We start from the raw sequence: 25,005 nt of genomic DNA on the forward strand, positions 1-25,005 counted from the left end.
AAGGCCCCCGGACGCGGCGGGCGTTCACCGAGACTTCCGCGGGGCGTTGCCCGGAGAGGGAGTTGGTGCGGAAGGGGCGGGCCTAGCCTGCACTGCGTCCAGCCCGACCAGTGCCCGGAGACCCACATGAGCAGTCCGCTTCCCGCCGGCCGGCGTACGTTCCTCGCCGCAGCCGGGCTCACCGCCCTCGCCGCCGGGACAGCCGCGACCGCAGGTTCCGGGACCGCCGCCGCGGCCACCGCCGCGGGCACGGCAGATTCTGACAACGTTGCCGGAACCGGCTGGCGGCCCGAACCCGACCGCCGCACCTTCACGGTCGTCGTGATGCCCGACACCCAGTACCTGTTCGACGGCACGAGCATCAACCCCGAGCCCGTGGAGGCGTCGCTGCGCTACGTCCTCGACCACGCCCGGGACGAGAACATCGTCTTCCTCTCCCACCTGGGCGACCTCGTGGAGAACGCCCGGGCGGAGGAATTCGCCCCGCTCAGCAAGGTGTTCGAGCTGCTCGACCGCCGCCGCGCCGGATACAGCGTGCTCGCCGGCAACCACGACATCCTCTCCTCGACCGACGACCAGCGCGGCGCCAGCCCCTATCTCGACGCCTTCGGCCCGAGCCGGATGCGCCGGCTGCCCACCTTCGGCGGTGCCTCGCCCGACGGCTACAACACGTACCACCTCTTCCGCGCAGCCGGCCGCGAGTGGCTGGTCCTCGCCCTCGACTGGCGGATGTCGGCCGCCGGTTTCGCCTGGGCGAACAAGGTGATCGCGCAGCACCCGAAGAGCCCGGTCATCCTCACCACCCACGATCTCGTGTACGGCGAGAGGCCGGGGGACGAGGCCAGGCTCTCCCCGTACGGACAGCGGCTCTGGGACGAACTGATCGCCGCCAACGACCAGATATTCCTCACCCTCAACGGCCACTTCTGGCCCGCCGCCCGCACCACCCGCAAGAACGACGCGGGTCACGACGTGCATCTGCACCTCACCAACTACCAGGACCGGTACTTCGGCGGCAGCGCGATGATCCGCCTGTACCGCTTCGACCTCGACCGGAACACGATCGACGTCTCCACCCTCTCCCCGTGGCAGCTCGAGCGTGCCGCCCGCGACAAGGCCAACGCCCTCGCGCTCCAGGAGACCGAACTGACCGGCCCCGAGGACCGGTTCTCCGTCGCCGTCGACTTCGAGGAGCGCTTTGCGGGCTTCGCGCCGGTGCCGCCGCGCAGCTCCCGCCCCGCCTCCCGCATGCTGCTGCCCGGCACCGTCGCGTACTGGCGCTTCGACACGGGCCACGAGGACGGCACCTCCGCCGACGAGACCCTCCGCGTCCCCGACCTTTCCGGCCACGGCAACGACCTCGTCCGCGCCGCCGTCCCCGGCAGCCCCGCCGACGCGCTGCGCTGGTCGGCCGAACACCACCCGGACCAGCCGGGCCACGGCAGCCTCTGGTTCGACGGCGGCAAGCCCCCGCTGCGCGGCGCCTTCCTGCAGACCGTGAAGGGCGCACCGGTCAACCCGGCGACCTTCCGCGCCGGCTACACCGTCGAGGCGTTCTTCAAGCTCCCCGCCGACTGGACCGCTTCCCGCAACGCCTGGTCGGGGATCCTCGGCCGCCAGGGCACCGTCGGCGCCGCCGGGAAGACGGGCGACCCGGCGGAGCCCGTCGTCACCCTCTCCCTCTCCGACGGCCACGCCCTCCAGTGGGCCGCCGCACCCCTCGACCAGCCGGGGCTCGTCGCCAACTGGGGCCATGAACTCCCGCTCGCCACCTGGTGGCACGTCGCCGTCGTCAACGACGGCCGCCACACCACGCTGTACGTCGACGGCTGCCAGGTCGCCCGCAACCCCGCCACCCCCACCAACGGCCTGACGACGCTCGGTCTCTCCTGGCTGCTCGGCGCCTACGAGTACGACGGCAGGCTCGACCAGCTGTTCCGCGGCTGGATCGGCGACGTCCGCATCACCGAACGCGCCCTCCCCGTCGGCTCGTTCATGAACGCCTAGGCCCCCGCCCGGCTCACCCGAGGAGTACCCGTGCACAGACCCCAACCGCTGCCGCGCTGGGCCGACCCCGAGGTCCCCGCCGAAGCGCTCGATCCGCAGGGCCTCAGCCGCCGCGGCCTCCTGCGCCGCGCAGGCCTGTACGGCGCCGCCTTCGCGGGCGCGGCCTACGCCGGCGCGTCCGCGCTGGCGCCGGCCCCGGCCGAGGCCCACGCGCCGGCCGAGGCTCACGTCCCGTCCGGAGGCGGTGACGACCCGCACCTCGTCTACCTTGTTGGCGACCACCACGTGCACTCGGTCTACAGCCATGACGCCAAGTACACGTTCTCCCAGCTCGCCACCGCCGCCTCCCGCTACGGCCTGGACTGGATGGTCCTCACCGAGCACAGCAACATCGGCCACCACCAGGCCGGCGGCGCCGAGGCAGAGCACCGGGAGATTCTCAGGGCCCGCGCCGAGAACCGTCGCATGCTCATCTTCCAGGGCCTGGAGTGGTACATCCCCGGCGCCGAGCACGCGACCGTCTTCTCCGCCCCCGGCCGCCACGAGGTCGACCTGCTCACCCGCTTCGAGCAGGAGTACGACGGCAAACTGCTGGGCTACACCGCGGGCGCCCCGGACCACCCCGACACCGCCCGCAACGAGGCCCACGCCGTCAAGGCCCTCCAATGGCTCGACCGGCAGCGCCGCAGCGGGTACGTCGACGACGTCCTCGTCCTCGCCAACCACCCGCTGCGCCTGGGCATCGACTCCCCGCACGAGCTGCGCGCCTGGCGGGACGCAGCGCCCGGCATCATGATCGGCATGGAGGGCGCGCCCGGCGCCCAGGGCGCGGCGCACCCCGGGCGCGGCGCGCGCAGCATCCGCGGCGAGTACGAGAACGCCCCGTCCGCGAACTCCTTCCCCGGCTACCCGCGCGAGGCCTATGTGACCTACGGCGGCTTCGACTGGGCCACCGCGACCGTCGGCGGTCTCTGGGACGCGATGCTCGCCGAGGGCAAGCTCTTCTCGATCACGTCCAACTCGGACGTGCACCGGGTCGTGTTCGACACCTGGCGCAACGGTGATTGGCTGCCGGGCCAGAGCTTCGACAACACCGGCCGCCTCCCCGACCCCGTCGACACCGGCGAACCGCAGCCCGGCAGCGACCTGTGGCCCGGCCAGTTCAGCCGTACGCACGTCGGCGTGCCCCGCTACGGCTACCGCCAGGTCATGGCCGGACTCCGCGCGGGCCGCGTCTGGGTCGACCACGGTCACCTCGTCGACGGCATCGACGTACGCGTCCACCGCCCGTACGGGACCGGCCGCGGCGTCACGCTCGGCGGCCGGCTGCGGGTGCGCCGCGGTGAGCAGGTGACGCTGACCGTCACCGTCACCACCGCGTCCCGCCCGGGCGGCCGCGGCGACGTGCCCGCTCTCGCGCATCTCGACGTCATCCGGGGCGCCGTGCGCGGCCCGGCCGCTGACCGCGACGCCTGGCGCGCCCCCGACACCAGGGTCGTGCACACCGCCGACGTCTCCGGCCGCCGCGGCCGCTACACCCTGCGGATCCCGCTCGGCCGCGTCGAGGAGTCCTGCTACGTACGGCTCCGCGGCAGCGACGGCCGGCGGAACGGCCCCGGCCTGCTCGGCGCGGGTGTCGACCCGCACGGGCCGGTCGCGCACGAGCCCGGCAACGGCGATCCGTGGGTGGACACCTGGTGCTACACGAACCCGGTGTTCATCGACGTCACCGGATAGCAAGCACGGGAAAAGGACCCGGCCGGCGCAGGGGGCGCTCCCCGCCGGCCGGGCCCGTCACACCCCCGTATGCAGGGCGATGCGTTCCTCGCCCGCGTACACGTTCATGTCGGGACCGCGCAGGAACCCGACCAGCGTCAGACCGGTCTCCGCCGCCAGGTCCACGGCCAGCGACGACGGGGCGGACACGGCCGCCAGCACGGGTATCCCGGCCATCACCGCTTTCTGAGCCAGCTCGAACGACGCCCTGCCCGACACCAGCAGGATCGCCCGCGACAGGGGCAGCAGATCCTCGCGCAGCGCCCGGCCGACCAGCTTGTCGACGGCGTTGTGCCGCCCCACGTCCTCGCGGATGTCGAGCAGTTCCCCGTCCTCCGAGAACAGCGCGGCGGCATGCAGCCCTCCGGTCCGGTCGAAGACCCGCTGCGCCGCCCGCAGCCGGTCGGGGAGGCCGGACAGCAGCCCGGGCTCGACCCGGACCGGGGGATTGTCGGCGATCGGGAAGCGGGTGGTCGTGCGCACGGCGTCGAGGCTCGCCTTGCCGCACAGTCCGCACGACGACGTCGTGTAGACATTGCGTTCGAGCGTGATGTCCGGGACGGGCACACCGGGCGCGAGCTGCACATCGACGACGTTGTACGTGTTCGAGCCGTCGTCCTTCGCACCGGCGCAGTACACGATGGACCGCACGTCCGCCGCCGAGCCGATCACGCCCTCGCTGACCAGGAAGCCCGCCGCGAGCGCGAAGTCGTCGCCGGGCGTGCGCATGGTGATCGCCAGCGGGCGGCCGTTCAGCCGGATCTCCAGCGGCTCCTCGGCCACCAGGGTGTCCGGCCGGGCGGACACGACCCCGCCCCTGATCCGTATGGTGCGGCGGCGCTCGGTGACCCGTCCCATGGTGTTCAGTCCCGATTCTGTACGTGTTGGAAGCCGAAGCGGCCCTTGATGCGGAGGTTGCCGTGGGTCACCGGGATGTCGTGCGGCGAGGTGACTTTGACGATCTCATTGTGCTGCACGTGGACCCGCTGCCCCTGTGCGTCTGTAGACGATGTATTGTCTACAGTATGGATTTGCTGCCGACAAGGTGTGTGGCAGCGTGGAGAACGACAGCTCCGCCGACCGGACAGGAGTCAGCGATGGCCGGGGAGATCTCCTTCTTCGAACTGGGCGTGGACGACCCGGAGAAGGCCCGCGCGTTCTACGGCGGGCTCTTCGGCTGGACGTTCGAGGCCGTCCCGCCGGGCACCGGCTACTCGATCCGTACGCCGAACGTCCCGGGCGGTGTCCACGGCGCCGACGCCGAGGCGAGCCCGTACCTCTTCTTCAAGGTCGACGACCTCGACATCGCACTCGCCCGCGTGGTGGCGCTCGGCGGCACGGTCGAGCCCGGCCCCGGCGGGGACGACGAGGACGCGGACACCGTTGCCCGCTTCGGGCGCTTCCGCTTCTGCCGCGACGACCAGGGCTCGCTCTTCGGGGTCCACCAGCCGCCGCCGGGCGACATGGCCGGGTGAGGAGCCTCCGAGGCTGACGGAGTCTCCAAGAGCGCGGGGTGATTCCTGTTGGTTTACCTGCCCTCGTACCCATGAGTCGCTGACGAGACTGGAAGGCTCCTGACGTCGACAGCAAAGGGGGTCCCTGGGCATGACCGGCACGCGTATCGCCGCGCTCGGGCACTACCAGCCCGCCAAGGTGCTCACCAACGACGACCTGGCGGCCCTGGTCGACACCAGTGACGAGTGGATCACCAGCCGGGTCGGGATCAGAACCCGCCATGTGGCCGGTCCCGACGAGCCGGTGGACGAACTGGCCGCCCACGCCGCAGCGAAGGCGCTGGCCTCGGCCGGTCTCGCGCCCGCCGACATCGACCTGGTCCTGGTCGCCACCTCCACCGCGACCGATCGCTCCCCGAACACGGCGGCACGCGTCGCGGCCCGGCTCGGCATGTCCTCGCCCGCGACCATGGACCTCAACGTCGTCTGCGCCGGCTTCACCCACGCCCTCGCCACCGCCGACCACGCCGTAAGGGCCGGGTCCGCCGCCCGCGCCCTGGTCATCGGCGCCGACAAGATGTCCGACGTCACCGACTGGACCGACCGCACCACCTGCGTCCTCGTCGGCGACGGCGCGGGCGCCGCGGTGGTCGAGGCGTGCGAGGGGGACGCGGAGCCGGGCATCGGGCCGGTGCTGTGGGGTTCGGTCCCGGAGATGGGGCACGCGGTACGGATCGAGGGGACGCCGCCCCGCTTTGCGCAGGAGGGGCAGACCGTCTACCGCTGGGCCACCACGCAGCTCCCGCCGATCGCCCGAACCGTGTGCGAGCGGGCCGGGGTCGCGCCCGAGGACCTCGCCGCCGTCGTCCTGCACCAGGCGAACCTGCGGATCATCGAGCCCATCGCCCAGCGGATCGGCGCGGTGAACGCGGTCGTCGCCCGCGATGTCGTCGAGTCCGGCAACACCTCGGCCGCCTCGATCCCGATGGCCCTGTCCAAGCTGGTGGAGCGCGGCGAGGTGGCGTCGGGTGCACCGGCGCTGCTCTTCGGCTTCGGCGGCAATCTTTCGTATGCGGGGCAGGTCGTGCACTGTCCGTGACCGGATTGAACTCGGTAGACTGCAGACGATAGCCAATCGCACGGAGGGGACGCGATGTTGTCCGCAGGACTGCCGCAAGGAGCCGTGCCCAGGCTGGAACGCCCGGGCCCGCTGCGCGAGCGCGTGTACGAGGCGCTGCTCGAACTCATCACCACCCGGGCGCTGCGCCCCGGCCAGCACTTGGTCGAGAGCGAACTCGCAGGCCACCTCGGTGTGTCGCGCCAGCCCGTCCGTGAGGCGCTCCAGCGTCTCAACACCGAGGGCTGGGTCGATCTGCGCCCGGCGCAGGGTGCATTCGTGCATGAGCCGACCGACGAGGAGGCCGACCAGCTGCTCTCGGTCCGTACGCTCCTGGAGGCCGAGGCCGCCCGGCTGGCCGCGGCCGGCTCCGACCCGGCGGGCATCGCGGCGCTCGAGGAGCTCTGCGCGAAGGGCGAGCAGGCCGTCGCGGACGACGACGTGGATGTGGCTGTCGCGACCAACGCCGCGTTCCACGCCAAGGTGATGGAGCTCGCCGGCAATGTCGTCCTCGCCGAGCTGGCGGGGCAGGTGGACCGCCGCGTCCGCTGGTACTACACGCCGGTCGCCCGGCAGCGCGGGAAGCAGTCCTGGATCGAGCACCGGGACCTGATCGCGGCGATCTCGGCGCGCGACGAACAGCGCGCGACGGAGGTCATGCGCGCGCACACGGAACACACGCGCCGCACGTACCACCAGCGCGAGTCCTGACCCGGACGCGGCCGTACTTCCCGCCCGTCCGGCGTTCGAGGACGGACAGGCGGGCCGACTTGCCGGTACGGGGTGCACTTCGAGCCCGTCCGGCGCTCGAGGACGGACACCGCGGCCCACCGCGGGGTCCGGGCGCGGCAGGTCCGCACACCGCAGCCCGCGCGCGGCCTTCCCGCGCCCGCAGGTGCGGGGCGGGTCGATCCGGGCGCATCCTTGCTATGTGACCTGGTACGGCGCGGCCAGGCCCGGCCCATCCCGGCGCAGCGGGCCGAAGCGCGGGACGGGCACCAGCGCTGTTCCTGGCTCGGACGAGCTCGGCCAGGCGCTCGCCGAGGCCGCGGTCAAGGCGATCGGCGCGGTCGGCGGCCACGCCGGTGGGGTGTACCTGCGCTCGGAGACACAGGGCCTCCTGCGCCTCGGCGTGCTCGTGGGGCTGCCGGGAGAGCTGTTCCGCCCGTGGTGGCGTATGCATGTGAACCGCCCTTTCCCCGTCGCCGAGGCCTTCCGCTCGGGCCAGAGCATCAACCTCGCCGACACCGAGGAGGCCATGCGCCGCTTCCCGCAGCTCATGGCCGGTCTCCCGTTCCCGTTCGGATCGATGTACGCGCCCGTCACCAGCGGGCGCGAGCGGTTCGGGGTCATGGTGGTCCTCCGCCCCGCCACGCCCGGCCGCCAGGTCGCCCAGTCCGACATCGACCGGCTGGACGCATCCGCCCGGCGGCTCGGCAGCACCCTCGCCCGGCTCGAAGCGGACGGCGCGCACGTCGAGTGGCGCGACGAACCGATCGTCACCCAGGCCCCGGAGATCACCCGGCCCCCGGTCCGCATCGGCCACTTCGACTGGGACGTCAGCAGCGGCACCCTGACGGCGGACACCGAGCTGTGCGAGATCCTCGGCACCGACCCGGCGCGTTTCCCCGGCACCATCGACGCACTGGCCGCGACCATGGCCCCCGACGACGTGTACCAGCTGTGGACCGTCGCCCACGAGGCCAACCCCGACAGCAGGGCGGTGAGCCGCAGGATGCGCCTGCTGCGCCCCGACGGCACGGCATCGCTCGTGGAGTTCACGGCGCGGCCCGTGCGCCTGCCCGCCGAAGCCGGCGACGACATCCAAGGCGCTGACACCAAAGGGGACGGCGAGTCCCGCGCCGACGACGGGCACCGGCTGACCGGCTGCCTCGTCGAGCTCGGCGCCGCGGCGGCCGCGGGCGAGGCCGGCGACCGGTTGCCCGACGGCCTCTTCGCCCTCGACAGATCCGGACGGATCACCTACGTCAACCGCAGCGCACAGGCCCTGCTCGGCGGCACCCGCGCCGAGCTGACCGGGCGGGTCCTGTGGGAGGCCGTGCCCTGGCTCGACCGGCCCGCCTTCGGGGACTACTACCGGGCGGCGCTGCTGTCCGACGAACCCGTCCGGTTCCAGGCCCGCCGCTCTGCGGGCGAGTGGATCTCCGTGGCCCTCTACCCCGGGCACCGCGGCGTGACCGGACAGGTATCGGCCCTGGAACACCCCAGCTACGAGCCCGGTTCCGTCAGCAGGCCCGGCGCCGGGACCGGGCAGTTCGCCTCCCCGGCCGACCGGGCCTCCGCGCTGTACCGCCCGGTCGCACTGGCCATCGCCCTGACCGAGGCCGTCACCGCGCGCCAGGTGTCGGCCGTCGTCACCGAGGAACTGCTGCCCGCCTTCGGCGGCCGCCAACTCGCCATATACGTCCTGCACGAGCGGCATCTCTACCTGGCCTGGGAGACCGGCTTCCCGCCGGGCTTCCTCGAACCCTTCGAGGGAGTCGGGCTCGACGCCCGGCTGCCCGGTGTCGAGACCCTCACCACCGGCCGTCCGATCTTCTTCGAGTCGATGGACCAGCTCGCAGTGGCGTATCCCGGCATTCCGATGGACGCCTCCATCGGCGCCCGTGCCTTCCTGCCGCTCATCGCGTCCGGCCGCCCGGTCGGCACCTGCATCCTCGGGTTCGACCAGCCACGGGGCTTCGCCCCCGAGGAGCGCACGGTCCTCACCGCGCTCGCCGGACTCATCGCCCAGGCGCTCGCCCGCGCCCAGCGGTACGACACGGAGGCGGCGCTCGCCCGCGGCCTCCAGGACGCCCTGCTGCCGCGCAGGCTGCCCGAGCCCGAGAAAGTGGAGATCGTCGCACGCTATCTCCCCGGCACACAGGGCATGGACGTCGGCGGCGACTGGTACGACGTCATCGAGACCGGCCCCGGCCTCGCCCTCGTCGTCGGCGACGTTCAGGGCCACGGCGTCTCTGCCGCCGCCACCATGGGTCAACTGCGCAGTGCTGTACGGGCGTTCGCGCTGGCCGGCCTCGAGCCCGAGGAGGTGATGAGGGGAACCAACCGGCTGCTCATCGACCTCGACCCCGGCCAGTTCGCCACCTGCTGCTACGTCCGGCTGAACCCGGAGACCGGGGCCGCCCAGGCCGTGCGCGCCGGGCATCCGCAGCCGCTGCTGCGCAGCCCCGACGGCCGCACCGAGGTCCTCGACCTGCCCGGCGGGATCGTCCTGGGCGTCGACGCGGAGGAGACGTATCCCGTCAGCGAACTCACCGTCGAACCAGGAGCGGTGCTGGCCCTGTACACCGACGGGCTGATCGAACGGCCCGGCACGGACCTCGACTACGGCGTCGAGCGGCTGCGGGGCACCCTGGCCCGGGCCTATGGGACCAGCCTCACCGACGCCGCCGACCGCCTCATCCGCGAGGCGCGCCAGGCCGCGGACCGCCCCGACGACATCGCACTGCTGCTCACCGCCCGCTGGCCGGACGGCGAGACGGAACGGACGCTGGGCGGCCCGGGCGGCACGTGAGGACAGCGGCGCCGCGCCGCCCCCTGTCGGTTCCGCTCAGACCGCCCTGAACGCGTCGGCGTGCGCCTCGGCCCACTGGGCGAAGGTGCGGGGTGGCCACCCCGTCAGATCCCCGACCGTCGGCAGGACCTGCGACTCGTCCAGCGTCCCGTCGACGTAGAAGCTGAAGAAGGCGTCGACGTACGCGACCGGCATCCTGGCCTCCATCTCCACGCGCGCCTCCTCGTCGGAGAGGGCCACGAAGCGCAGCTCGCGGCCGAGCGCGGCGCCCAGGATCCGCGCCCGGTCGGCGGGCAGCAGCGCCTCGGGGCCCGACAGCGCGTACGCCTTGCCCTCGTGCCCGGACGAGGTCAGCGCAACGGCGGCGACGGCGGCGATGTCGTACGGGTCGATCGTGGCGACCGGCACTCCGGCGAACGGCGCCCGCACCGTGTCGTTCCCGGCGCGCAGACCCTCCGCCCACTCCAGGGTGTTCGACATGAACGAGTACGGCCGCAGGAACGTCCACGGCAGCCCTGACTCCCTGACCGCCGTCTCCGCCTCGGTCATGTAGCGGGTCACCGCGTTCGACATGTCCCCGGTCGCGACCGAACCGCCGGAGAGCATCACGACCCGCTCGATGCCCGCCTCGCGCATGGCGGCCAGCGACTCGCGCGCCTGCTGGTAGCCCGGCATCAGAAAGACGGCCCGGACGCCGGTGAGCGCCGCGGCGACCGACTCCGCGCTGTTCAGATCGCCCGACACTCCCTCGGCGCCCTTGGGCAGCTCGGCCGTGGCACCCGAGCGGCTGAACGCCCGCACCGGCGCACCCGCTTCGGCCAGTGCGCGCACGAGTTCGGAGCCGACGTTCCCCGTGGCACCCGTCACCAGAATCATGCGGTGGTCCCTTCGTCGTTCAGGTCGTCTTCAGGTCGTCGTCCAGGTCTCGTTCAGGCCGTCATGGAGACCGTCGTTCACGTCCCCGTACCGTCGTCCGCGCCCGCGGCGGCCGAGGGGCGGTCGGCCCATCGTGCTTCGGCGGACAGCATCGCAACCAGCACCACGACCAGTGCGATGAGTTGCGCCGTGACGGACAGCCACATGCCGAGCAGGGCCGTCGCCAGCGTGCCGAGGACCGCGACCGCCCGGTACACCACCGGAGTTATGCCAAGTACCGCACGGAACGCGATGTCGCCGGCCAGGAACAGGGCCACACCTCCGGCCAGCGCCAGCGCGGGCCCGACGGGCAACTGCTCCCCCGGATGGCCGATCGACTTCTTCACCCCGGCCGCCAGGAACGCGATCCCGATGAGCATCGGCAGAAAGGAGTAGTAGTACGCGTTGAGGGCCAGCTTGAACCGCCGCAGCGGAGGCGTACGGGCGAACACCTGCTCGGCGATGCCCTCGTCCCGTACGAAATAGGTCCACCACAGCGCCGCCGTGAGCGCGAGTGCGAGGAACGCGCCGGCGAACAGACCGAAGGTCAGCGGCAGCTCACCGATGCCGATGCCGATCGCGATGATCGACTCGCCGAAGGCGACGATCAGCAGCAGCCCGTGACGCTCCACGAGATGCGAGGGGCTCATCGTGCCGATCCGGCTGCCCAGCCCCTCGTCCTCCCCGGACCGCGCAGCGCGGCGGACCAGCGGCGGCGTCGCGAACTGCAGGACGAGTGCCAGCAGCCACAGCAGGTCCCTGGCGCGTCCCTCGGTGAAACCGGCAGCCGTCACGGCGAGGGCCGAGAGCACGTTCGGCAGCACGAACCAGACGACACGGCTGCCGTGGCTGCGGCTGTAGAGGGCGCCGTGCACCAGGACGACCAGCAGGTAGCCGATGCCGAAGGCGACCCCGCCGCTGTCGTCGCCGTCGTCGAAGGCCTGTGGGATGGACAGGGCGCAGATCAGGAACGCGCCCATGCCCAGGATGAGCAGGATGCGGCGCGACGGCCGGTCGGGCGGCACCTGGTTGGTGAGGTACGCGTATCCGCCGTACATCCAGAACAGCACGGTGAAGATCAGGACGACCCGGCCGGCCGTCGCGAACGTCAGATCGTCGGCGATCAGCACCGTCAACTGGGTGACCGTGAAGACGAAGACCAGGTCGAAGAACAGCTCGAGGGTGGAGACGCGCCGGACCGCCTCGGCGCCGATGGGTGCGGACATGGGGGCCACCACAGCAGCCCGGGCCGCCACTGTCCATCACATTCCGGGATCAGGGCGACCCCGGCGCGGCGGCACTCCCGGTCGGCCCGGGGGCCCCGTCGACCCGGTCGGCCCGGCCGACTGACGCGATCGGATGCCCCGAGTGGCTGACACCATTCGCCTTTGTCCTGGGTGTGGAGAAAGTTGCCATGGATTCCTGCGCAACTTCTTCCCAGCCGAGGACGGCGCTGCTAACTTCCCCTCGAAAGCCCGACGGCACAGGCCATGCGGGATTCCCCATGCCGAAGGCCGGGGGAGGGGAGGGGCACGTGAGACGCATGACGGCTCGACCCGCCAATGCGCACCAGGCGCGACTGCTGCGGCTGTTGCGTGACGGCGGGCCCAACTCCCGTGCCCAGCTGGGTGATCAGGTCGACCTCTCGCGGTCCAAGCTCGCCGTCGAGGTCGACCGGCTGCTGGAGACCGGACTGGTCGTCGCGGACGGGCTCGCCGCGTCCCGAGGCGGACGCCGGTCGCACAACATCCGCCTCGCGCCCAATCTGCGCTTCCTCGGCGTCGACATCGGTGCCACCTCGGTCGACGTCGCCGTCACCAACGCCGAACTGGAGGTCCTCGGCCACCTCAACCATCCGATGGACGTCCGCGAGGGCCCGGTCGCCGTCTTCGAGCAAGTACTCGCGATGGCCGCCAAGCTCAAGGCGTCCGGGCTCGCCGAGGGCTTCGACGGCGCCGGGATCGGTGTGCCGGGGCCTGTGCGCTTCCCCGAAGGCGTCCCCGTGGCACCGCCCATCATGCCCGGCTGGGACGGCTTCCCGGTCCGCGAGGCGCTCAGCCAGGAACTCGGCTGCCCCGTCATGGTCGACAACGATGTGAACCTGATGGCGATGGGGGAGCAGCACGCCGGAGTCGCACGCTCCGTCGGCGACTTCCTCTGCGTCAAGATCGGCACGGGCATCGGCTGCGGCATCGTCGTGGGCGGCGATGTCTACCGGGGGACGACCGGGAGCGCCGGCGACATCGGCCACATCCAGGTCGAGGCCGACGGACGCGCCTGCGCCTGCGGCAACAGGGGCTGCCTGGAGGCCCACTTCAGCGGCGCAGCACTCGCGCGCGACGCCGACGAGGCGGCACGTACGGGACAGTCGCCGGAACTCGCCGCGCGACTGGAGGCGGCCGGCAGGCTCACCGCGGCCGACGTCGCCGCGGCGGCCGCGGCCGGGGACGCCACCGCGCTCGACCTCATCCGCGAGGGCGGCAACCGCGTCGGCCAGGTCATCGCCGGCCTCGTCAGCTTCTTCAACCCGGGGCTCGTCGTGATCGGCGGCGGCGTCACCGGGCTCGGCCACACCCTGCTCGCCAGCGTCCGCACCCAGGTCTACCGGCAGTCACTGCCGCTGGCCACCGGCAATCTCCCCATCGTGCTGGGCGAACTGGGCCCCACCGCCGGAGTGATCGGCGCGGCCCGGCTCATCAGCGACCACCTGTTCTCGCCGGCCTGACCCGGTGGGTCGAGCCCACCCAACGGCCCGCACCACCCCCGCACCGCGCACCTGGTACCACCTGCCCGCTCACCGGCCGCACCCGCCGAGGGGATTCGTCATGGCACCAGAACCACCGGCACCACCCGCACCGCCGCTCCTCACCATGTCCGGCATCACCAAGTCGTTCCCCGGCGTCCGCGCCCTCGACGGCGTCGACCTGGACGTCCAGGCCGGCGAAGTGCACTGCCTCCTCGGCCAGAACGGCGCCGGAAAGTCCACCCTCATCAAGGTGCTCGCCGGCGCCCACCAGCCCGACGACGGAGAGATAACCTGGCGCGGCGAGCCCGTGTCGCTGAAGTCGCCCATCGCCGCCATGCGCCTCGGCATCGCCACCATCTACCAGGAACTCGACCTGGTCGAAGGCCTGTCCGTCGCCGAGAACGTCTTCCTCGGCCATGAACCCACCACCGCCGGATTCGTCGTCCGCGGCCGCGACGCCCGCCAGGCCACCGCCGCGCTCCTGCACCGCCTGGGCCACCCCGAGATCGACCCCGGCCGCGCGGTCGGCGAACTGTCCGCCGCTCAGCAGCAGATCGTGTCGATGGCCCGCGCCCTCTCCCACGACGTACGCCTCATCGTGATGGACGAGCCCTCCGCGGCGCTCGACCCCGACGAGACGGCCAATCTCTTCCGCATCGTCGCCGACCTCACGGCGGACGGCGTCGCCGTCGTCTACATCTCCCACCGCCTGGAGGAGATCCGCCGCATCGGCGACCGCGTCACCGTACTGAAGGACGGCCGGGCGGTGGCCGGCGGACTGCCCGCCAAGGACACCCCTACGCGCGACATCGTTGCCATGATGACCGGACGCAACGTCGAGTACGTCTTCCCCGACCGGCCCGCCACCGCTCCCGACGGCGCCCCCGTGCTGCGCGTCGAAGGACTCACCCGGGACGGCGAGTTCGCGCCCGTCGACCTCGAACTGCGCCCGGGCGAGATCATCGGACTCGCCGGGCTCGTCGGCTCCGGGCGCTCCGAGATCCTGGAGACCATCTACGGAGCCAGGAGGCCCACCGCCGGTACGGTCACCGTCGACGGGCACCCAGTCAAACCGGGCAGCGTGCGCGCCGCGGTCCGCGCCGGACTCGGACTCGCCCCCGAGGAGCGCAAGGCCCAGGCCCTGCTGATGCTCGAGTCGGTCACCCGCAATGTGTCCGTCTCCTCCCTCTCCCGCTTCTCGCGCGGCGGCTGGCTCGACCGCGGAGAGGAACGCCGGGCCGCCCGGCGCTCCACCCGCGAGCTGTCCCTGCGCCCCGACAACCCCGACGCCCGCATCCGCACCCTCTCGGGCGGCAACCAGCAGAAGGCCGTCCTCGCCCGCTGGCTGCTCCGCGGCTGCCGTGTCCTGCTGCTCGACGAGCCCACCCGCGGCGTCGACGTCGGCGCCCGGGCCGAGCTGTACGCCGTGATCCGCCGGCTCGCCGACGACGGGCTCGCCGTCCTCCTCGTCTCCAGCGAGGTTCCCGAAGTGCTCGGTCTCGCCGACCGGGTGCTGGTGCTCCGCGAGGGCCGCGTCGTGCACACGGCGCCCGCGGGGGAGCTCGACGAGCACCGCGTACTCGACCTCGTCATGGAAGGGAGCCCGAGCTCATGACGCAGCCTGCCTTCGAGGCCCAGCAGGCACCGCCGCCACCCGTGGTCAAGTCCAGCCCGGACAAGGGCGGTTGGCGGGCGGTGGGACTGCGTGCCGACGTCCGCAACCTCTCCCTCCTCGCAGTCCTCGCCGTACTCGTCGCCGTGGGCGGCTTCACCAAGCCCGACCAGTTCCTGGACACCGCCAACCTCCAGCTGGTGCTCACCCAGGCATCCGTCATCGGCGTCGTCACCGTCGGTATGACCTTCGTCATCACCAGCGGCGGGATCGATCTGTCCGTCGGCGCGATCGTCGCCCTCGCCTCGGTATGGGCGACGACCGTCGCCACCCAGGAGTACGGCTTCGCCGGCATCCTCTTCACCGCGGTCGTCGTCGGCCTCGGCTGTGGGCTGGTGAACGGGCTGCTCATCGCGTACGGCGGGATGGTGCCGTTCATCGCGACCCTCGCCATGCTCGCATCGGCCCGCGGACTTGCCCTCCAGATCACCGACGGCAAGACCCAGATCGTCGGCGTGACGTCGGTCCTGGACCTCGGCGTCCCCGATTCCTACCTCCTCGGCGTGCCGCCACTCGTCCTGGTCTTCGCCGCCGTCACCGTCATCGGCTGGCTACTGCTGAACCGTACGACCTTCGGGCGCCGCACCGTCGCCGTCGGCGGCAACGCGGAGGCCGCCCGCCTCGCCGGTATCGACGTACGCCGCCAGCGCCTCTACCTCTATCTGCTCTCCGGGCTGTGCTGCGGCATAGCGGCCTTCATGCTGATCATCCTGTCGGGCTCCGGCCAGAACACCAACGGCAATCTGTACGAACTCGACGCCATCGCCGCAGCGATCATCGGCGGAACCCTGCTGAGCGGCGGCCGCGGCACCATCGTCGGCTCCGTGCTCGGCGTCCTCGTCTTCACCACCATCACCAACATCTTCGCCCTCAACAACCTGGAGAGCGCCGTCCAGCAGATCGCCAAGGGAGCGATCATCGTGGCCGCCGTACTGGTTCAGCGCAGCACCTTGCGCAACGGCGAGGCCTGACCGCTCCGTCACGGCCCTCGCTCCAGCTCACCCGCCCCCGCACGCCCGATCCCGAAGGGTCTCATCGCCATGCCAGAAATCCCGGCCACCAGCCGCAGAGGACTGCTCTTCGGCACCGCAGCCGTCTCCGCCGGCGCCCTCCTCACCGCCTGCACCAGCAACGAGCCCACGAAGCAGGACACGGCCACGAACAACGTCCCGGCCGCCGACGACAAGCCCGGCAAGCCCGTCACCATCGGCTTCGCCGGACCCCAGGCCGACCACGGATGGCTCAACGCCATCAACGAGAACGCCAAGAAGCGTGCGGAGAAGTACTCCGAGGTGACCCTGGAGATCACCGAGGGCTCGAACGACACCGCCGCCCAGATCGGCCAGATCCAGACCCTGATCAACAAGAAGGTCGACGTCCTGGTGATCCTGCCGGCCGACGGCAAGGCCCTCACCCAGGTCGGCCTGCAGGCCATGAAGGCCGGCATCCCGGTGATCAACCTGGACCGCATCTTCGCCTCCCCGCAGGCGTACCGCTGCTGGATCGGCGGCGACAACTACGGCATGGGCCTCAACGCCGGCCGCTACATCGGCGAGCAGCTCAAGGACAAGCCGAACGCCAAGGTCATCGAGCTCGCCGGCATGGACAACCTGGAGCTCACCAAGCAGCGCACCCAGGGCTTCGACGACGCCCTCAAGAACTACCCGAACATCACGAAGGTGGCCCGCCAGGCCGCCGAGTTCACCGTCGAGTCCGGTCAGGCCAAGATGGCCCAGCTGCTCCAGGCGCAGAAGCAGTTCGACGCGCTGTGGAACCACGACGACGACCAGGGCGTGGGCGCCCTGCGCGCCATCCAGCAGGCCGGCCGTGACGACTTCCTGATGGTCGGCGGCGCGGGCGCCAAGTCGGCGATGGACGCGATCAAGGCCGACAGCGGCGTGCTGAAGGCGACGGTCCTCTACCCGCCGACGATGGCCGCGTCCGCCATCGACCTGGCGCGGGCGCTGGGCCAGGGCAAGGGCGTCGGCGGTCTGTCGGAGCTGGAGATCCCCGCCTCGATCACCCTCTACTCGGCCGTCGTCACCAAGGAGAACGTCGACGAGTACCTGCCTACGGGCTTCAGCTGACAGGCCCTGGCCCGCCGGCACCGAGCAACCGACGAGGAGGAACCCGGATGGAACAGAGGGACAGTGAGGCCGCGCCGCCGACACTCGGAGTCGGCATGGTCGGATACGCGTTCATGGGCGCCGCCCACTCCCAGGGGTGGCGCACCGTGGGCCGGGTCTTCGACCTGCCGATGCGGCCGGTCCTCGCCGCGATCGGCGGCCGTGACGCGGCCGCCGTCCGGGCCGCGGCGGACAGACACGGCTGGGCAGCGGCGGAGACCGACTGGCGCGCCCTCGTCACCCGCGACGATGTGCAGCTCGTCGACGTCTGCACCCCGGGTGACAGCCATGCGGAGATCACGATCGCGGCGCTGGAGGCGGGCAAGCACGTCCTGTGCGAGAAGCCGTTGGCCAATTCGGTCGCCGAGGCCGAGGCCATGGTCGCGGCGGCCGAACGCGCCCGGGCGCGCGGTCAGGTGGCGATGGTCGGCTTCAACTACCGGCGGGTGCCCGCGATTGCGTACGCCCGCCGGCTCATCGCCGACGGCCGGCTCGGCGCACTCCGCCACGTACGGATCACCTATCTGCAGGACTGGCTCGTCGATCCGGACTTCCCGCTGACCTGGCGCCTGGAGCGGGAACACGCGGGATCGGGGGCGCTCGGCGATCTGGGGGCGCACGCCGTCGACCTGGCGCAGTATCTGGCGGGGGAGTTGCTGGTGGGGGTCTCGGCGCTCACCGAGACCTTCGTACGGGAGAGGCCGCTGCTCGCCGGGGCGTCGAGCGGGCTGACCGCGTCCGGCGGCCTCGCGCGCGGGCCGGTCACCGTCGACGACGCGGCCCTGTTCACCGGGCGGCTCGCCTCCGGGGCGCTCGCCTCCTTCGAGGCCACCCGGATGGCCTCGGGCCGCAAGAACGCCCTGCGGCTCGAGATCAACGGGGAGCGGGGATCGTTCGCCTTCGACCTGGAGCGGCTCAACGAGCTGTCGTTCCACGACCACACCGAACCCGCGGGCTCCTCCGGCTTCCGTCGGATCCTGGTCACGGAGAGCGAACATCCCTATCTGGAGGCCTGGTGGCCGCCCGGCCACGCCCTCGGCTACGAGCACACCTTCACCCACCAGGCGCGCGACCTGGTGCACGCCATCGCCGACGGCACCGACCCGGCGCCGTCGTTCGCCGACGGGCTCCAGGTGCAGCGCGTGCTCGCGGCCGTGGAGGAGAGCGCGGCGAAGAACGCCGTCTACACAACCGTCCCCGTCTGAGGAGGTCCCGCCGTGCCACGTCCTTTCACCCTCTTCACCGGCCAGTGGGCGGACCTTCCGCTGGAGGAGGTCTGCCGGCTCGCCCGCGACTTCGGCTACGACGGCCTCGAACTCGCCTGCTGGGGCGACCACTTCGAGGTCGACAAGGCGCTCGCCGACCCCTCGTACCTGGACGGGCGGCGGGCGCTGCTCGACAAGTACGGGCTGAAGTGCTGGGCGATCTCCAACCATCTCGTCGGGCAGGCCGTCTGCGACCATCCCATCGACGAGCGGCACAAGGCGATCGTGCCCGCGCGGATCTGGGGCGACGGCGAGCCCGAGGGTGTACGGCAGCGGGCGGCGCGCGAGCTGGCCGACACCGCGCGCGCCGCGGCCGCCTTCGGGGTCCGTACCGTCATCGGCTTCACCGGCTCGTCGATCTGGCATCTGGTCGCCATGTTCCCGCCGGTGCCGGAGCGCATGATCGAGCGCGGCTACGAGGACTTCGCCGAGCGCTGGAACCCGGTCCTGGACGTCTTCGACGCCGAGGGAGTGCGCTTCGCCCACGAGGTCCATCCGAGCGAGATCGCGTACGACTACTGGACCACGCACCGCGCCCTCGAGGCGGTGGACCGGCGCCCGGCCTTCGGGCTGAACTTCGACCCGAGCCACTTCGTCTGGCAGGACCTCGATCCCGTGGGCTTCCTCTACGACTTCAGGGACCGGATCTACCACGTCGACTGCAAGGAGGCCCGGCGTCGGCTGGACGGCCGCAACGGGCGGCTGGGCTCGCACCTTCCGTGGGGTGATCCGCGGCGCGGCTGGGACTTCGTGTCGGCCGGACACGGGGACGTCCCGTGGGAGGACGTGTTCCGGATGCTGCGGTCGATCGGCTACGACGGTCCGGTCTCGGTCGAGTGGGAGGACGCGGGAATGGACCGGCTGACGGGTGCTCCGGAAGCGCTTGCCACGCTGAAGCGCTACGACTTCGATCCGCCCGCGGCGTCGTTCGACGCGGCCTTCGGAGGCAACGACTAGAACATCGGCGCAGGCCGGGCCCGGTGGTGGCGATCGTGCCGCCGGGCCGGTCCGGCCTGCCCTCGCCCGGCTTTGTCCTGCCTCGGGAGAAAGTTCAACTTGCCTGGTGTGCAAGGGCTTTCGGCCCAGGACGAACCCGGCTACCGTCCCTGAGGTGTACAGGACATAGGCCCGATCGGGGCGCGGCTCCGATCGGGACTCTGCCCGGATCTCGACCAGCGTGACGGCGCACGCCGGTCCCCGGAGTTCCCGCGGCACGTTCCCGCGCGAGAACCGCACGGCAGCAGCACCCGCCCGTACGACCGGCTACTTCCGGAGGACACACGTGCACAGAAAACGGCCCGGAGCAAGCAGAGTCAGGAAGGGACTCGCGCTCCTCACCGGCGGCCTGCTGGCCGCGACGTCACTCGCCATCGCCGCCCCCGTCGGGGTCGCGGCCCCCGCACAGGACACGGAACCCGCCGCCGCGGCGGCCGAGGAGTTCCAGCAGGTCACCCTCGCCAAGGGCGAGCCCGAGGTCGGCGAACCCATGTCGCTCGCCGTCCTCCCCGACCGCAGCGTGCTGCACACCTCGCGCGACGGTGAGCTGCGCATGACCGACGCGGCCGGCAACACCCGTGTCATCGGCACCGTCCCCGTCTACTCGCACGACGAGGAAGGCCTCCAGGGCGTCGGCATCGACCCGAAGTTCAGCGAGAACCGGGCGATCTACCTCTACTACGCGCCCCCGCTGGACACCCCCGCGGGCGACGCCCCCAACGAGGGCACCGCCGCCGACTTCGCCAAGTACGACGGCGTCAACCGGCTCTCCCGCTTCGTCCTCAAGGCCGACGGCAGCCTGGACAACGCCAGCGAGAAGAAGGTCATCGACATCCCCGCGACCCGCGGCATCTGCTGCCACGTCGGCGGGGACATCGACTTCGACGCGCAGGGCAATCTGTATCTGTCGACGGGCGACGACTCCAACCCGTTCGCCTCCGACGGCTACACCCCCATCGACGAACGGCCCGAACGCAACCCCGCCTACGACGCCCGCCGCACCTCCGGCAACACCAACGACCTGCGCGGAAAGATCCTCCGCATCAAGGTCGCCGACGACGGCTCGTACACCGTCCCCGAGGGCAACCTCTTCGCCCCGGGCACGGAGAAGACCCGGCCCGAGATCTATGCGATGGGCTTCCGCAACCCCTTCCGCTTCAGCGTCGACAAGAAGACCGGTGTGCTGTACGTCGGCGACTACGGGCCCGACGCCGGCGCGGCCGACCCCAAGCGCGGGCCTGCCGGACAGGTCGAGTTCGCCCGGATAACCAAGCCCGGCAACTTCGGCTGGCCGTTCTGCACCGGTGACAACGACCCGTACGTCGACTACGACTTCGCGACCAAGGTGTCCGGGGCAACCTTCGACTGCGCAGCCCCGAAGAACGACTCGCCCCACAACACCGGTCTCGTCGACCTGCCGCCCGCCCAGCCCGCCTGGATCCCGTACGACGGCGGATCCGTGCCCGAGTTCGGCACCGGCTCCGAGTCCCCGATGGGCGGGCCGGTCTACCACTACGACCCGGCGCTCGACTCCCCGGTGAAGTTCCCCGAGGCGTACGACGGCGACTTCTTCGCCGGTGAGTTCGGCCGCCGCTGGATCAAGCGCATCGAGCACGGCGCCGACGGCACGGTCCAGTCCATCAACCCCGTCCCGTGGACCGGGACGCAGATCATGGACATGAGCTTCGGCCCGGACGGGGCGCTGTACGTCCTCGACTACGGCACCGCCTGGTTCGGCGGCAACGAGCACTCCGCGCTCTACCGCATCGAGAACGCCACCAACGGCCACTCGCCGGTCGCCGAGGCCGCAGCGAACAAGACGTCGGGCACGGCCCCGCTGCGGGTCACGTTCTCCTCGGCCGGCACGAGCGACGCCGACGGCGATGCGCTGACGTACGCCTGGGACTTCGGCGACGGCGCCACGTCCACGGCCGCCAACCCGACGTACACGTACCGCAAGAACGGCACCTACACGGCCACGGTGACCGCGAAGGACCCGACCGGGCGCACCGGCTCGGCCAGTGTCCAGGTCGTCGTCGGCAACACCGCACCCAAGGTGAAACTGGAACTGCCGGTCGAGGGAGCGCTGTTCAGCTTCGGTGACGAGATCCCGTTCAAGGTCACCGTCACAGATCCTGAGGACGGCACGATCGACTGCGCCAAGGTGAAGGTCACCTATGTCCTCGGCCATGACAGCCACGGCCACCCCGTGACCTCCGCAAACGGCTGCACCGGCACCATCAGGACGTCCGCGGACGGCGGACACGACCCGAACGCCAACATCTTCGGCGTCTTCGACGCCGAGTACACGGACGGCGGAGGCGGCGGCCAGGCCGCGCTCACCACCCACGACCAGGCGCAGCTGCAGCCACGCCACCGGCAGGCCGAGCACTTCACCGGCCAGTTCGGAGTGAGTGTCATCAACAAGGCCCCCGCCAACGGAGGCAAGACCGTGGGCGACATCAACAACGGGGACTGGATCTCCTTCAAGCCCTACAACCTGAGCGGCTCCACCAAGCTCACCGCGCGCATCTCGTCGGGCGGAGCCGGCGGCTTCCTCGAGGTCCGCACCGGATCGGCGACCGGCACCCTGCTCGGCTCGGCGCCCGTGCCGGTGACCGGGGGCTGGGAGACCTTCCAGAACGTCGACGTACCGCTGCGTGCCGTGCCGAGGACGACCACCGAGCTCTTCCTCGTCTTCAAGGGCGGAGCGGGAGCGCTCTACGACGTCGACGACTTCGAGATCACCAATACGCCCGTCGACCGCACGGCCAAGCGGGTCCTGGTCTTCTCCAGAACCGCGGGATTCCGTCACGACTCCATCCCGACCGGTGTCGCGGCCCTGAAGGAACTGGGCGCAGGCAGCAACATCACGGTCGACGCCACGGAGGAGGCCGGCCAGTTCACGACGAGCAACCTCGCCCGCTACGACGCCGTGGTGTTCCTGTCGACCACCGGTGACGTCCTCAACGCCGAACAACAGAAGGCGTTCGAGAACTACGTCGCCACGGGCGGCGGCTACATGGGCGTCCACGCGGCCGCCGACACCGAGTACGACTGGGAGTTCTACGGCGGACTCGTCGGCGCGTACTTCCACTCCCACCCGCAGATCCAGCAGGCCACCGTGCGGGTCGAGGACCACGACCACCCGGCGACCTCGCACCTCGACGCGGCGTGGGAGCGCACGGACGAGTGGTACAACTACCGCACCAACCCGCGCGGTCAGGCCCGGATCCTCGCCACCCTCGACGAAACCACCTATCAGGGCGGCAACATGAAGGGCGACCACCCGATCGCCTGGTGCCAGACCTACGAGGGCGGCCGCGCCTTCTACACCGGCGGCGGGCACACCAAGGAGTCCTACGCCGAGCCGGCGTTCCGGCAGCATCTGCTGGGCGGACTGCGCTACGCCACCGGGCAGGTCAATACCGACTGCAAGCCGCAGACCGGCTACCGGGACCTCTTCAACGGACAGACCCTGGAGGGCTGGAAGCAGGCGGGGCCCGGAAAGTTCAACGTCGTCGACGGTGAGCTGCAGACCGAGGGCGGCATGGGCATGCTCTGGTACCAGGCCAAGCAGTTCGGCTCGTACTCGCTCAAGCTCGACTGGAAGCTGGCGGGCGACGACAACTCCGGTGTGTTCGTGGGCTTCCCTGCGTCCGACGACCCCTGGTCCGCGGTGAACAACGGCTACGAGGTGCAGATCGACGCCACCGATGCCCCCGACCGCACGACCGGCGCCGTCTACGGATTCAAGTCGGCCGACCTCAAGGCCCGCGACGCCGTCCTGCGGCCGCCGGGGCAGTGGAACAGCTACGAGATCCGGGTCCAGGGTGAGCGGCTGACCGTGTTCCTCAACGGTGTGAAGATCAACGACTTCACCAACACCGACCCGGTCCGCAGCCTGAAGGACGGCTACATCGGCATCCAGAACCACGGCGCCGACGACCAGGTGTCCTTCCGCAACATCCAGATCAAGGAGCTGCCCTCGTCCTCGTAGGGCGGCCCGCAAGCCGGCGGCGGGCGGGGAGACGCCGTACCCCCGCCCGCCGTCCCACCACCGCACCGCATCCAGGGAGGCAGCCCGTGACGAGCCCGAACGATCCGACGGTACGTACCGGAGTCTGGCTGATCGGAGCACGGGGCTCCGTCGCCACCACCGCGGTCGCCGGCTGCGCGGCGGTCACCGCCGGTCTGCACCCGGCGACGGGCATGGTGACGGAGACCCTGCCGTTCGCCTCGGCCGGGCTGCCGCCCCTGTCCTCCCTGGTCTTCGGCGGCCACGACACGGTCGGCTGCCCCCTTCCGAAGCGGGCAGAACAGCTCACGGCGGGCGGCGTCCTGCCCCACGGTCTGCCGTCGGCGGTCCGTGGCGAACTGGCCGCCGCGAACGACGAGATCCGCGCGGGCGGCCCGCTGCCGGGAGACACCCGGCCCGACGCCTCACTGATCGAGGCGTTCACCGCTGACATCGTTGCCTTCCGGGAGCGCCACGGCCTCGCCCGGGTGGTCGTGGTGAACGTCGCCTCGACGGAACCCGCCCTCGCTCCCGATTCCCCACGGCTCCCGGCCAGCTCCCTCTACGCGGCCGCCGCCATCGAGGCCGGCTGCCCCTACGTCAACTTCACCCCCTCCACCGGGCTGCGCACCGCGGCCCTCGCCGACGCCGCCTCCGCCCGCGGACTTCCCCACGCCGGCCGGGACGGCAAGACAGGTCAGACGCTGCTCCGTTCCGTACTCGCCCCCATGTTCGTGCAGCGCGCCCTGTCCGTACGGGCATGGTCCGGCACCAACCTGCTGGGTGGCGGGGACGGGGCGGCGCTGGCCGATCCCGCGGCGGCCGCGGCGAAGAACGCGGGCAAGGAACGCGTCCTCGCCGACACCCTCGGCGCCGCGCCGGAGGGCGAGGTCCACATCGACGACGTTCCGGCCCTCGGCGACTGGAAGACCGCCTGGGACCACATCGCCTTCGACGGCTTCCTCGGCTCGCGGATGGTCCTCCAGACCATCTGGCAGGGCTGCGACTCGGCTCTCGCGGCACCGCTGGTGCTGGACCTGGCGCGGCTGGTGGCCCGCGCCCATGAGACGGGCCGCTCGGGCCCCCTCCCCGAACTCGCCTTCTACTTCAAGGACCCGGACCCGGGAGCACCGGCCGCCCTGTCGGACCAGTACGCAGCGCTGGTCGCCTTCGCGGCGCGTCTGGAGGAGGCCCGGTGACGGCGCGGGGCGTCGGCCGGCTCCTGCGGATGTCCGCCGCCCTGCTGTCGTCGACCGTGCGGGCCGACAGGGGACAGGGGCGCGCGGCACCGCGGAACGACGACCGACGGGAGGGCGGCGCCGGGCGCGGCGCCGTGGGACTCGGGGGAGGACCGGGGGGACGGCACGCGGGGGCG

17 protein-coding genes and 1 pseudogene are annotated in these 25,005 nt (G+C 71.6%); 14 read left to right on the forward strand and 4 right to left on the reverse strand.

Annotated features, from left to right (window positions below):
• Window positions 1–126 precede the first annotated feature (126 nt).
• Together ACWCXB_RS24515 and ACWCXB_RS24520 are read left to right on the forward strand one after the other, a co-directional pair.
• A complete protein-coding gene (locus ACWCXB_RS24515; protein WP_450725628.1) occupies window positions 127–2,007 on the forward strand; it encodes a LamG-like jellyroll fold domain-containing protein in 1,881 nt (626 codons plus the stop codon).
• 30 nt (window positions 2,008–2,037) lie between these two features.
• A complete protein-coding gene (locus ACWCXB_RS24520; RefSeq protein ID WP_450725629.1) occupies window positions 2,038–3,744 on the forward strand; it encodes a PHP domain-containing protein in 1,707 nt (568 codons plus the stop codon).
• 57 nt (window positions 3,745–3,801) lie between these two features.
• Here the strand turns inward: ACWCXB_RS24520 and fdhD are convergent, their stop codons facing one another.
• Window positions 3,802–4,641: a formate dehydrogenase accessory sulfurtransferase FdhD gene (gene fdhD / locus ACWCXB_RS24525; RefSeq protein WP_450725630.1), complete on the reverse strand. Its 840-nt coding sequence runs from the start codon at window positions 4,639–4,641 to the stop codon at window positions 3,802–3,804.
• Window positions 4,642–4,646: 5 nt separating this feature from the next.
• Window positions 4,647–4,766 (reverse strand): annotated as a pseudogene (locus ACWCXB_RS24530) (2Fe-2S iron-sulfur cluster-binding protein); the annotation flags it as partial.
• 114 nt (window positions 4,767–4,880) lie between these two features.
• Between ACWCXB_RS24530 and ACWCXB_RS24535 the strand changes: the two are divergent.
• The 4 genes from ACWCXB_RS24535 to ACWCXB_RS24550 all read left to right on the forward strand — a co-directional run bounded on the left by ACWCXB_RS24535 (window position 4,881) and on the right by ACWCXB_RS24550 (window position 9,892).
• A complete protein-coding gene (locus ACWCXB_RS24535) occupies window positions 4,881–5,258 on the forward strand; it encodes a VOC family protein (protein WP_450725631.1) in 378 nt (125 codons plus the stop codon).
• Window positions 5,259–5,388: 130 nt separating this feature from the next.
• Window positions 5,389–6,336, forward strand: coding sequence for a beta-ketoacyl-ACP synthase III (locus ACWCXB_RS24540; RefSeq protein ID WP_450725632.1), 948 nt, complete (start codon window positions 5,389–5,391; stop codon window positions 6,334–6,336).
• 54 nt (window positions 6,337–6,390) lie between these two features.
• Window positions 6,391–7,065, forward strand: a complete 675-nt coding sequence (locus ACWCXB_RS24545; RefSeq protein WP_450725633.1) for a GntR family transcriptional regulator — start codon at window positions 6,391–6,393, stop codon at window positions 7,063–7,065.
• A 220-nt stretch (window positions 7,066–7,285) separates the two neighbouring features.
• A complete protein-coding gene (locus ACWCXB_RS24550) occupies window positions 7,286–9,892 on the forward strand; it encodes a SpoIIE family protein phosphatase (protein ID WP_450725634.1) in 2,607 nt (868 codons plus the stop codon).
• A 36-nt stretch (window positions 9,893–9,928) separates the two neighbouring features.
• Here ACWCXB_RS24550 and ACWCXB_RS24555 read toward each other — a convergent pair whose 3' ends face one another.
• Window positions 9,929–10,768, reverse strand: coding sequence for an NAD(P)H-binding protein (locus tag ACWCXB_RS24555; RefSeq protein ID WP_450725635.1), 840 nt, complete (start codon window positions 10,766–10,768; stop codon window positions 9,929–9,931).
• A gap of 77 nt (window positions 10,769–10,845) precedes the next feature.
• Window positions 10,846–12,033, reverse strand: a complete 1,188-nt coding sequence (locus tag ACWCXB_RS24560; RefSeq protein WP_450725636.1) for a low temperature requirement protein A — start codon at window positions 12,031–12,033, stop codon at window positions 10,846–10,848.
• A 317-nt stretch (window positions 12,034–12,350) separates the two neighbouring features.
• Between ACWCXB_RS24560 and ACWCXB_RS24565 the strand changes: the two genes are divergently transcribed.
• The 8 genes from ACWCXB_RS24565 to ACWCXB_RS24600 all read left to right on the forward strand — a co-directional run bounded on the left by ACWCXB_RS24565 (window position 12,351) and on the right by ACWCXB_RS24600 (window position 24,829).
• Window positions 12,351–13,532, forward strand: a complete 1,182-nt coding sequence (locus ACWCXB_RS24565) for an ROK family protein (RefSeq protein WP_450725637.1) — start codon at window positions 12,351–12,353, stop codon at window positions 13,530–13,532.
• Between the two features lie 100 nt (window positions 13,533–13,632).
• A complete protein-coding gene (locus ACWCXB_RS24570) occupies window positions 13,633–15,168 on the forward strand; it encodes a sugar ABC transporter ATP-binding protein (RefSeq protein WP_450725638.1) in 1,536 nt (511 codons plus the stop codon).
• Window positions 15,165–16,196, forward strand: coding sequence for an ABC transporter permease (locus tag ACWCXB_RS24575; protein ID WP_450725639.1), 1,032 nt, complete (start codon window positions 15,165–15,167; stop codon window positions 16,194–16,196). The genes ACWCXB_RS24570 and ACWCXB_RS24575 overlap by 4 nt, the downstream gene beginning before the upstream one ends.
• Before the next feature lie 69 nt (window positions 16,197–16,265).
• The gene (locus tag ACWCXB_RS24580; protein ID WP_450725640.1) at window positions 16,266–17,312 is read left to right on the forward strand and encodes a substrate-binding domain-containing protein; all 1,047 of its coding nucleotides are present in this window, start codon (window positions 16,266–16,268) and stop codon (window positions 17,310–17,312) included.
• A 47-nt stretch (window positions 17,313–17,359) separates the two neighbouring features.
• Window positions 17,360–18,556: a Gfo/Idh/MocA family protein gene (locus ACWCXB_RS24585; RefSeq protein WP_450725641.1), complete on the forward strand. Its 1,197-nt coding sequence runs from the start codon at window positions 17,360–17,362 to the stop codon at window positions 18,554–18,556.
• Between the two features lie 12 nt (window positions 18,557–18,568).
• On the forward strand, window positions 18,569–19,573 hold the full coding sequence (locus ACWCXB_RS24590) for a sugar phosphate isomerase/epimerase family protein (RefSeq protein WP_450725642.1): 1,005 nt from the start codon (window positions 18,569–18,571) through the stop codon (window positions 19,571–19,573).
• A gap of 325 nt (window positions 19,574–19,898) precedes the next feature.
• Window positions 19,899–23,612 carry a ThuA domain-containing protein gene (locus tag ACWCXB_RS24595; protein WP_450725643.1) on the forward strand — a complete coding sequence of 1,238 codons (3,714 nt, stop codon included), beginning with the start codon at window positions 19,899–19,901 and terminating at the stop codon, window positions 23,610–23,612.
• A gap of 86 nt (window positions 23,613–23,698) precedes the next feature.
• On the forward strand, window positions 23,699–24,829 hold the full coding sequence (locus ACWCXB_RS24600; RefSeq protein WP_450725644.1) for an inositol-3-phosphate synthase: 1,131 nt from the start codon (window positions 23,699–23,701) through the stop codon (window positions 24,827–24,829).
• Window positions 24,830–25,005 lie beyond the last annotated feature (176 nt).

It is taken from the genome of Streptomyces sp. NPDC001514, from assembly GCF_053597075.1.

Bases quoted from the DNA above. Each gene is read 5' to 3' on its own strand.
- ACWCXB_RS24560 (WP_450725636.1), bottom strand. From the start codon at position 12,033: ATGTCCGCACCCATCGGCGCCGAGGCGGTCCGGCGCGTCTCCACCCTC.
- ACWCXB_RS24545 (WP_450725633.1), top strand. From the start codon at position 6,391: ATGTTGTCCGCAGGACTGCCGCAAGGAGCCGTGCCCAGGCTGGAACGC.
- ACWCXB_RS24515 (WP_450725628.1), top strand. From the start codon at position 127: ATGAGCAGTCCGCTTCCCGCCGGCCGGCGTACGTTCCTCGCCGCAGCC.
- ACWCXB_RS24565 (WP_450725637.1), top strand. From the start codon at position 12,351: ATGACGGCTCGACCCGCCAATGCGCACCAGGCGCGACTGCTGCGGCTG.
- fdhD (WP_450725630.1), bottom strand. From the start codon at position 4,641: ATGGGACGGGTCACCGAGCGCCGCCGCACCATACGGATCAGGGGCGGG.
- ACWCXB_RS24575 (WP_450725639.1), top strand. From the start codon at position 15,165: ATGACGCAGCCTGCCTTCGAGGCCCAGCAGGCACCGCCGCCACCCGTG.
- ACWCXB_RS24580 (WP_450725640.1), top strand. From the start codon at position 16,266: ATGCCAGAAATCCCGGCCACCAGCCGCAGAGGACTGCTCTTCGGCACC.
- ACWCXB_RS24555 (WP_450725635.1), bottom strand. From the start codon at position 10,768: ATGATTCTGGTGACGGGTGCCACGGGGAACGTCGGCTCCGAACTCGTG.
- ACWCXB_RS24585 (WP_450725641.1), top strand. From the start codon at position 17,360: ATGGAACAGAGGGACAGTGAGGCCGCGCCGCCGACACTCGGAGTCGGC.
- ACWCXB_RS24570 (WP_450725638.1), top strand. From the start codon at position 13,633: ATGGCACCAGAACCACCGGCACCACCCGCACCGCCGCTCCTCACCATG.
- ACWCXB_RS24535 (WP_450725631.1), top strand. From the start codon at position 4,881: ATGGCCGGGGAGATCTCCTTCTTCGAACTGGGCGTGGACGACCCGGAG.
- ACWCXB_RS24540 (WP_450725632.1), top strand. From the start codon at position 5,389: ATGACCGGCACGCGTATCGCCGCGCTCGGGCACTACCAGCCCGCCAAG.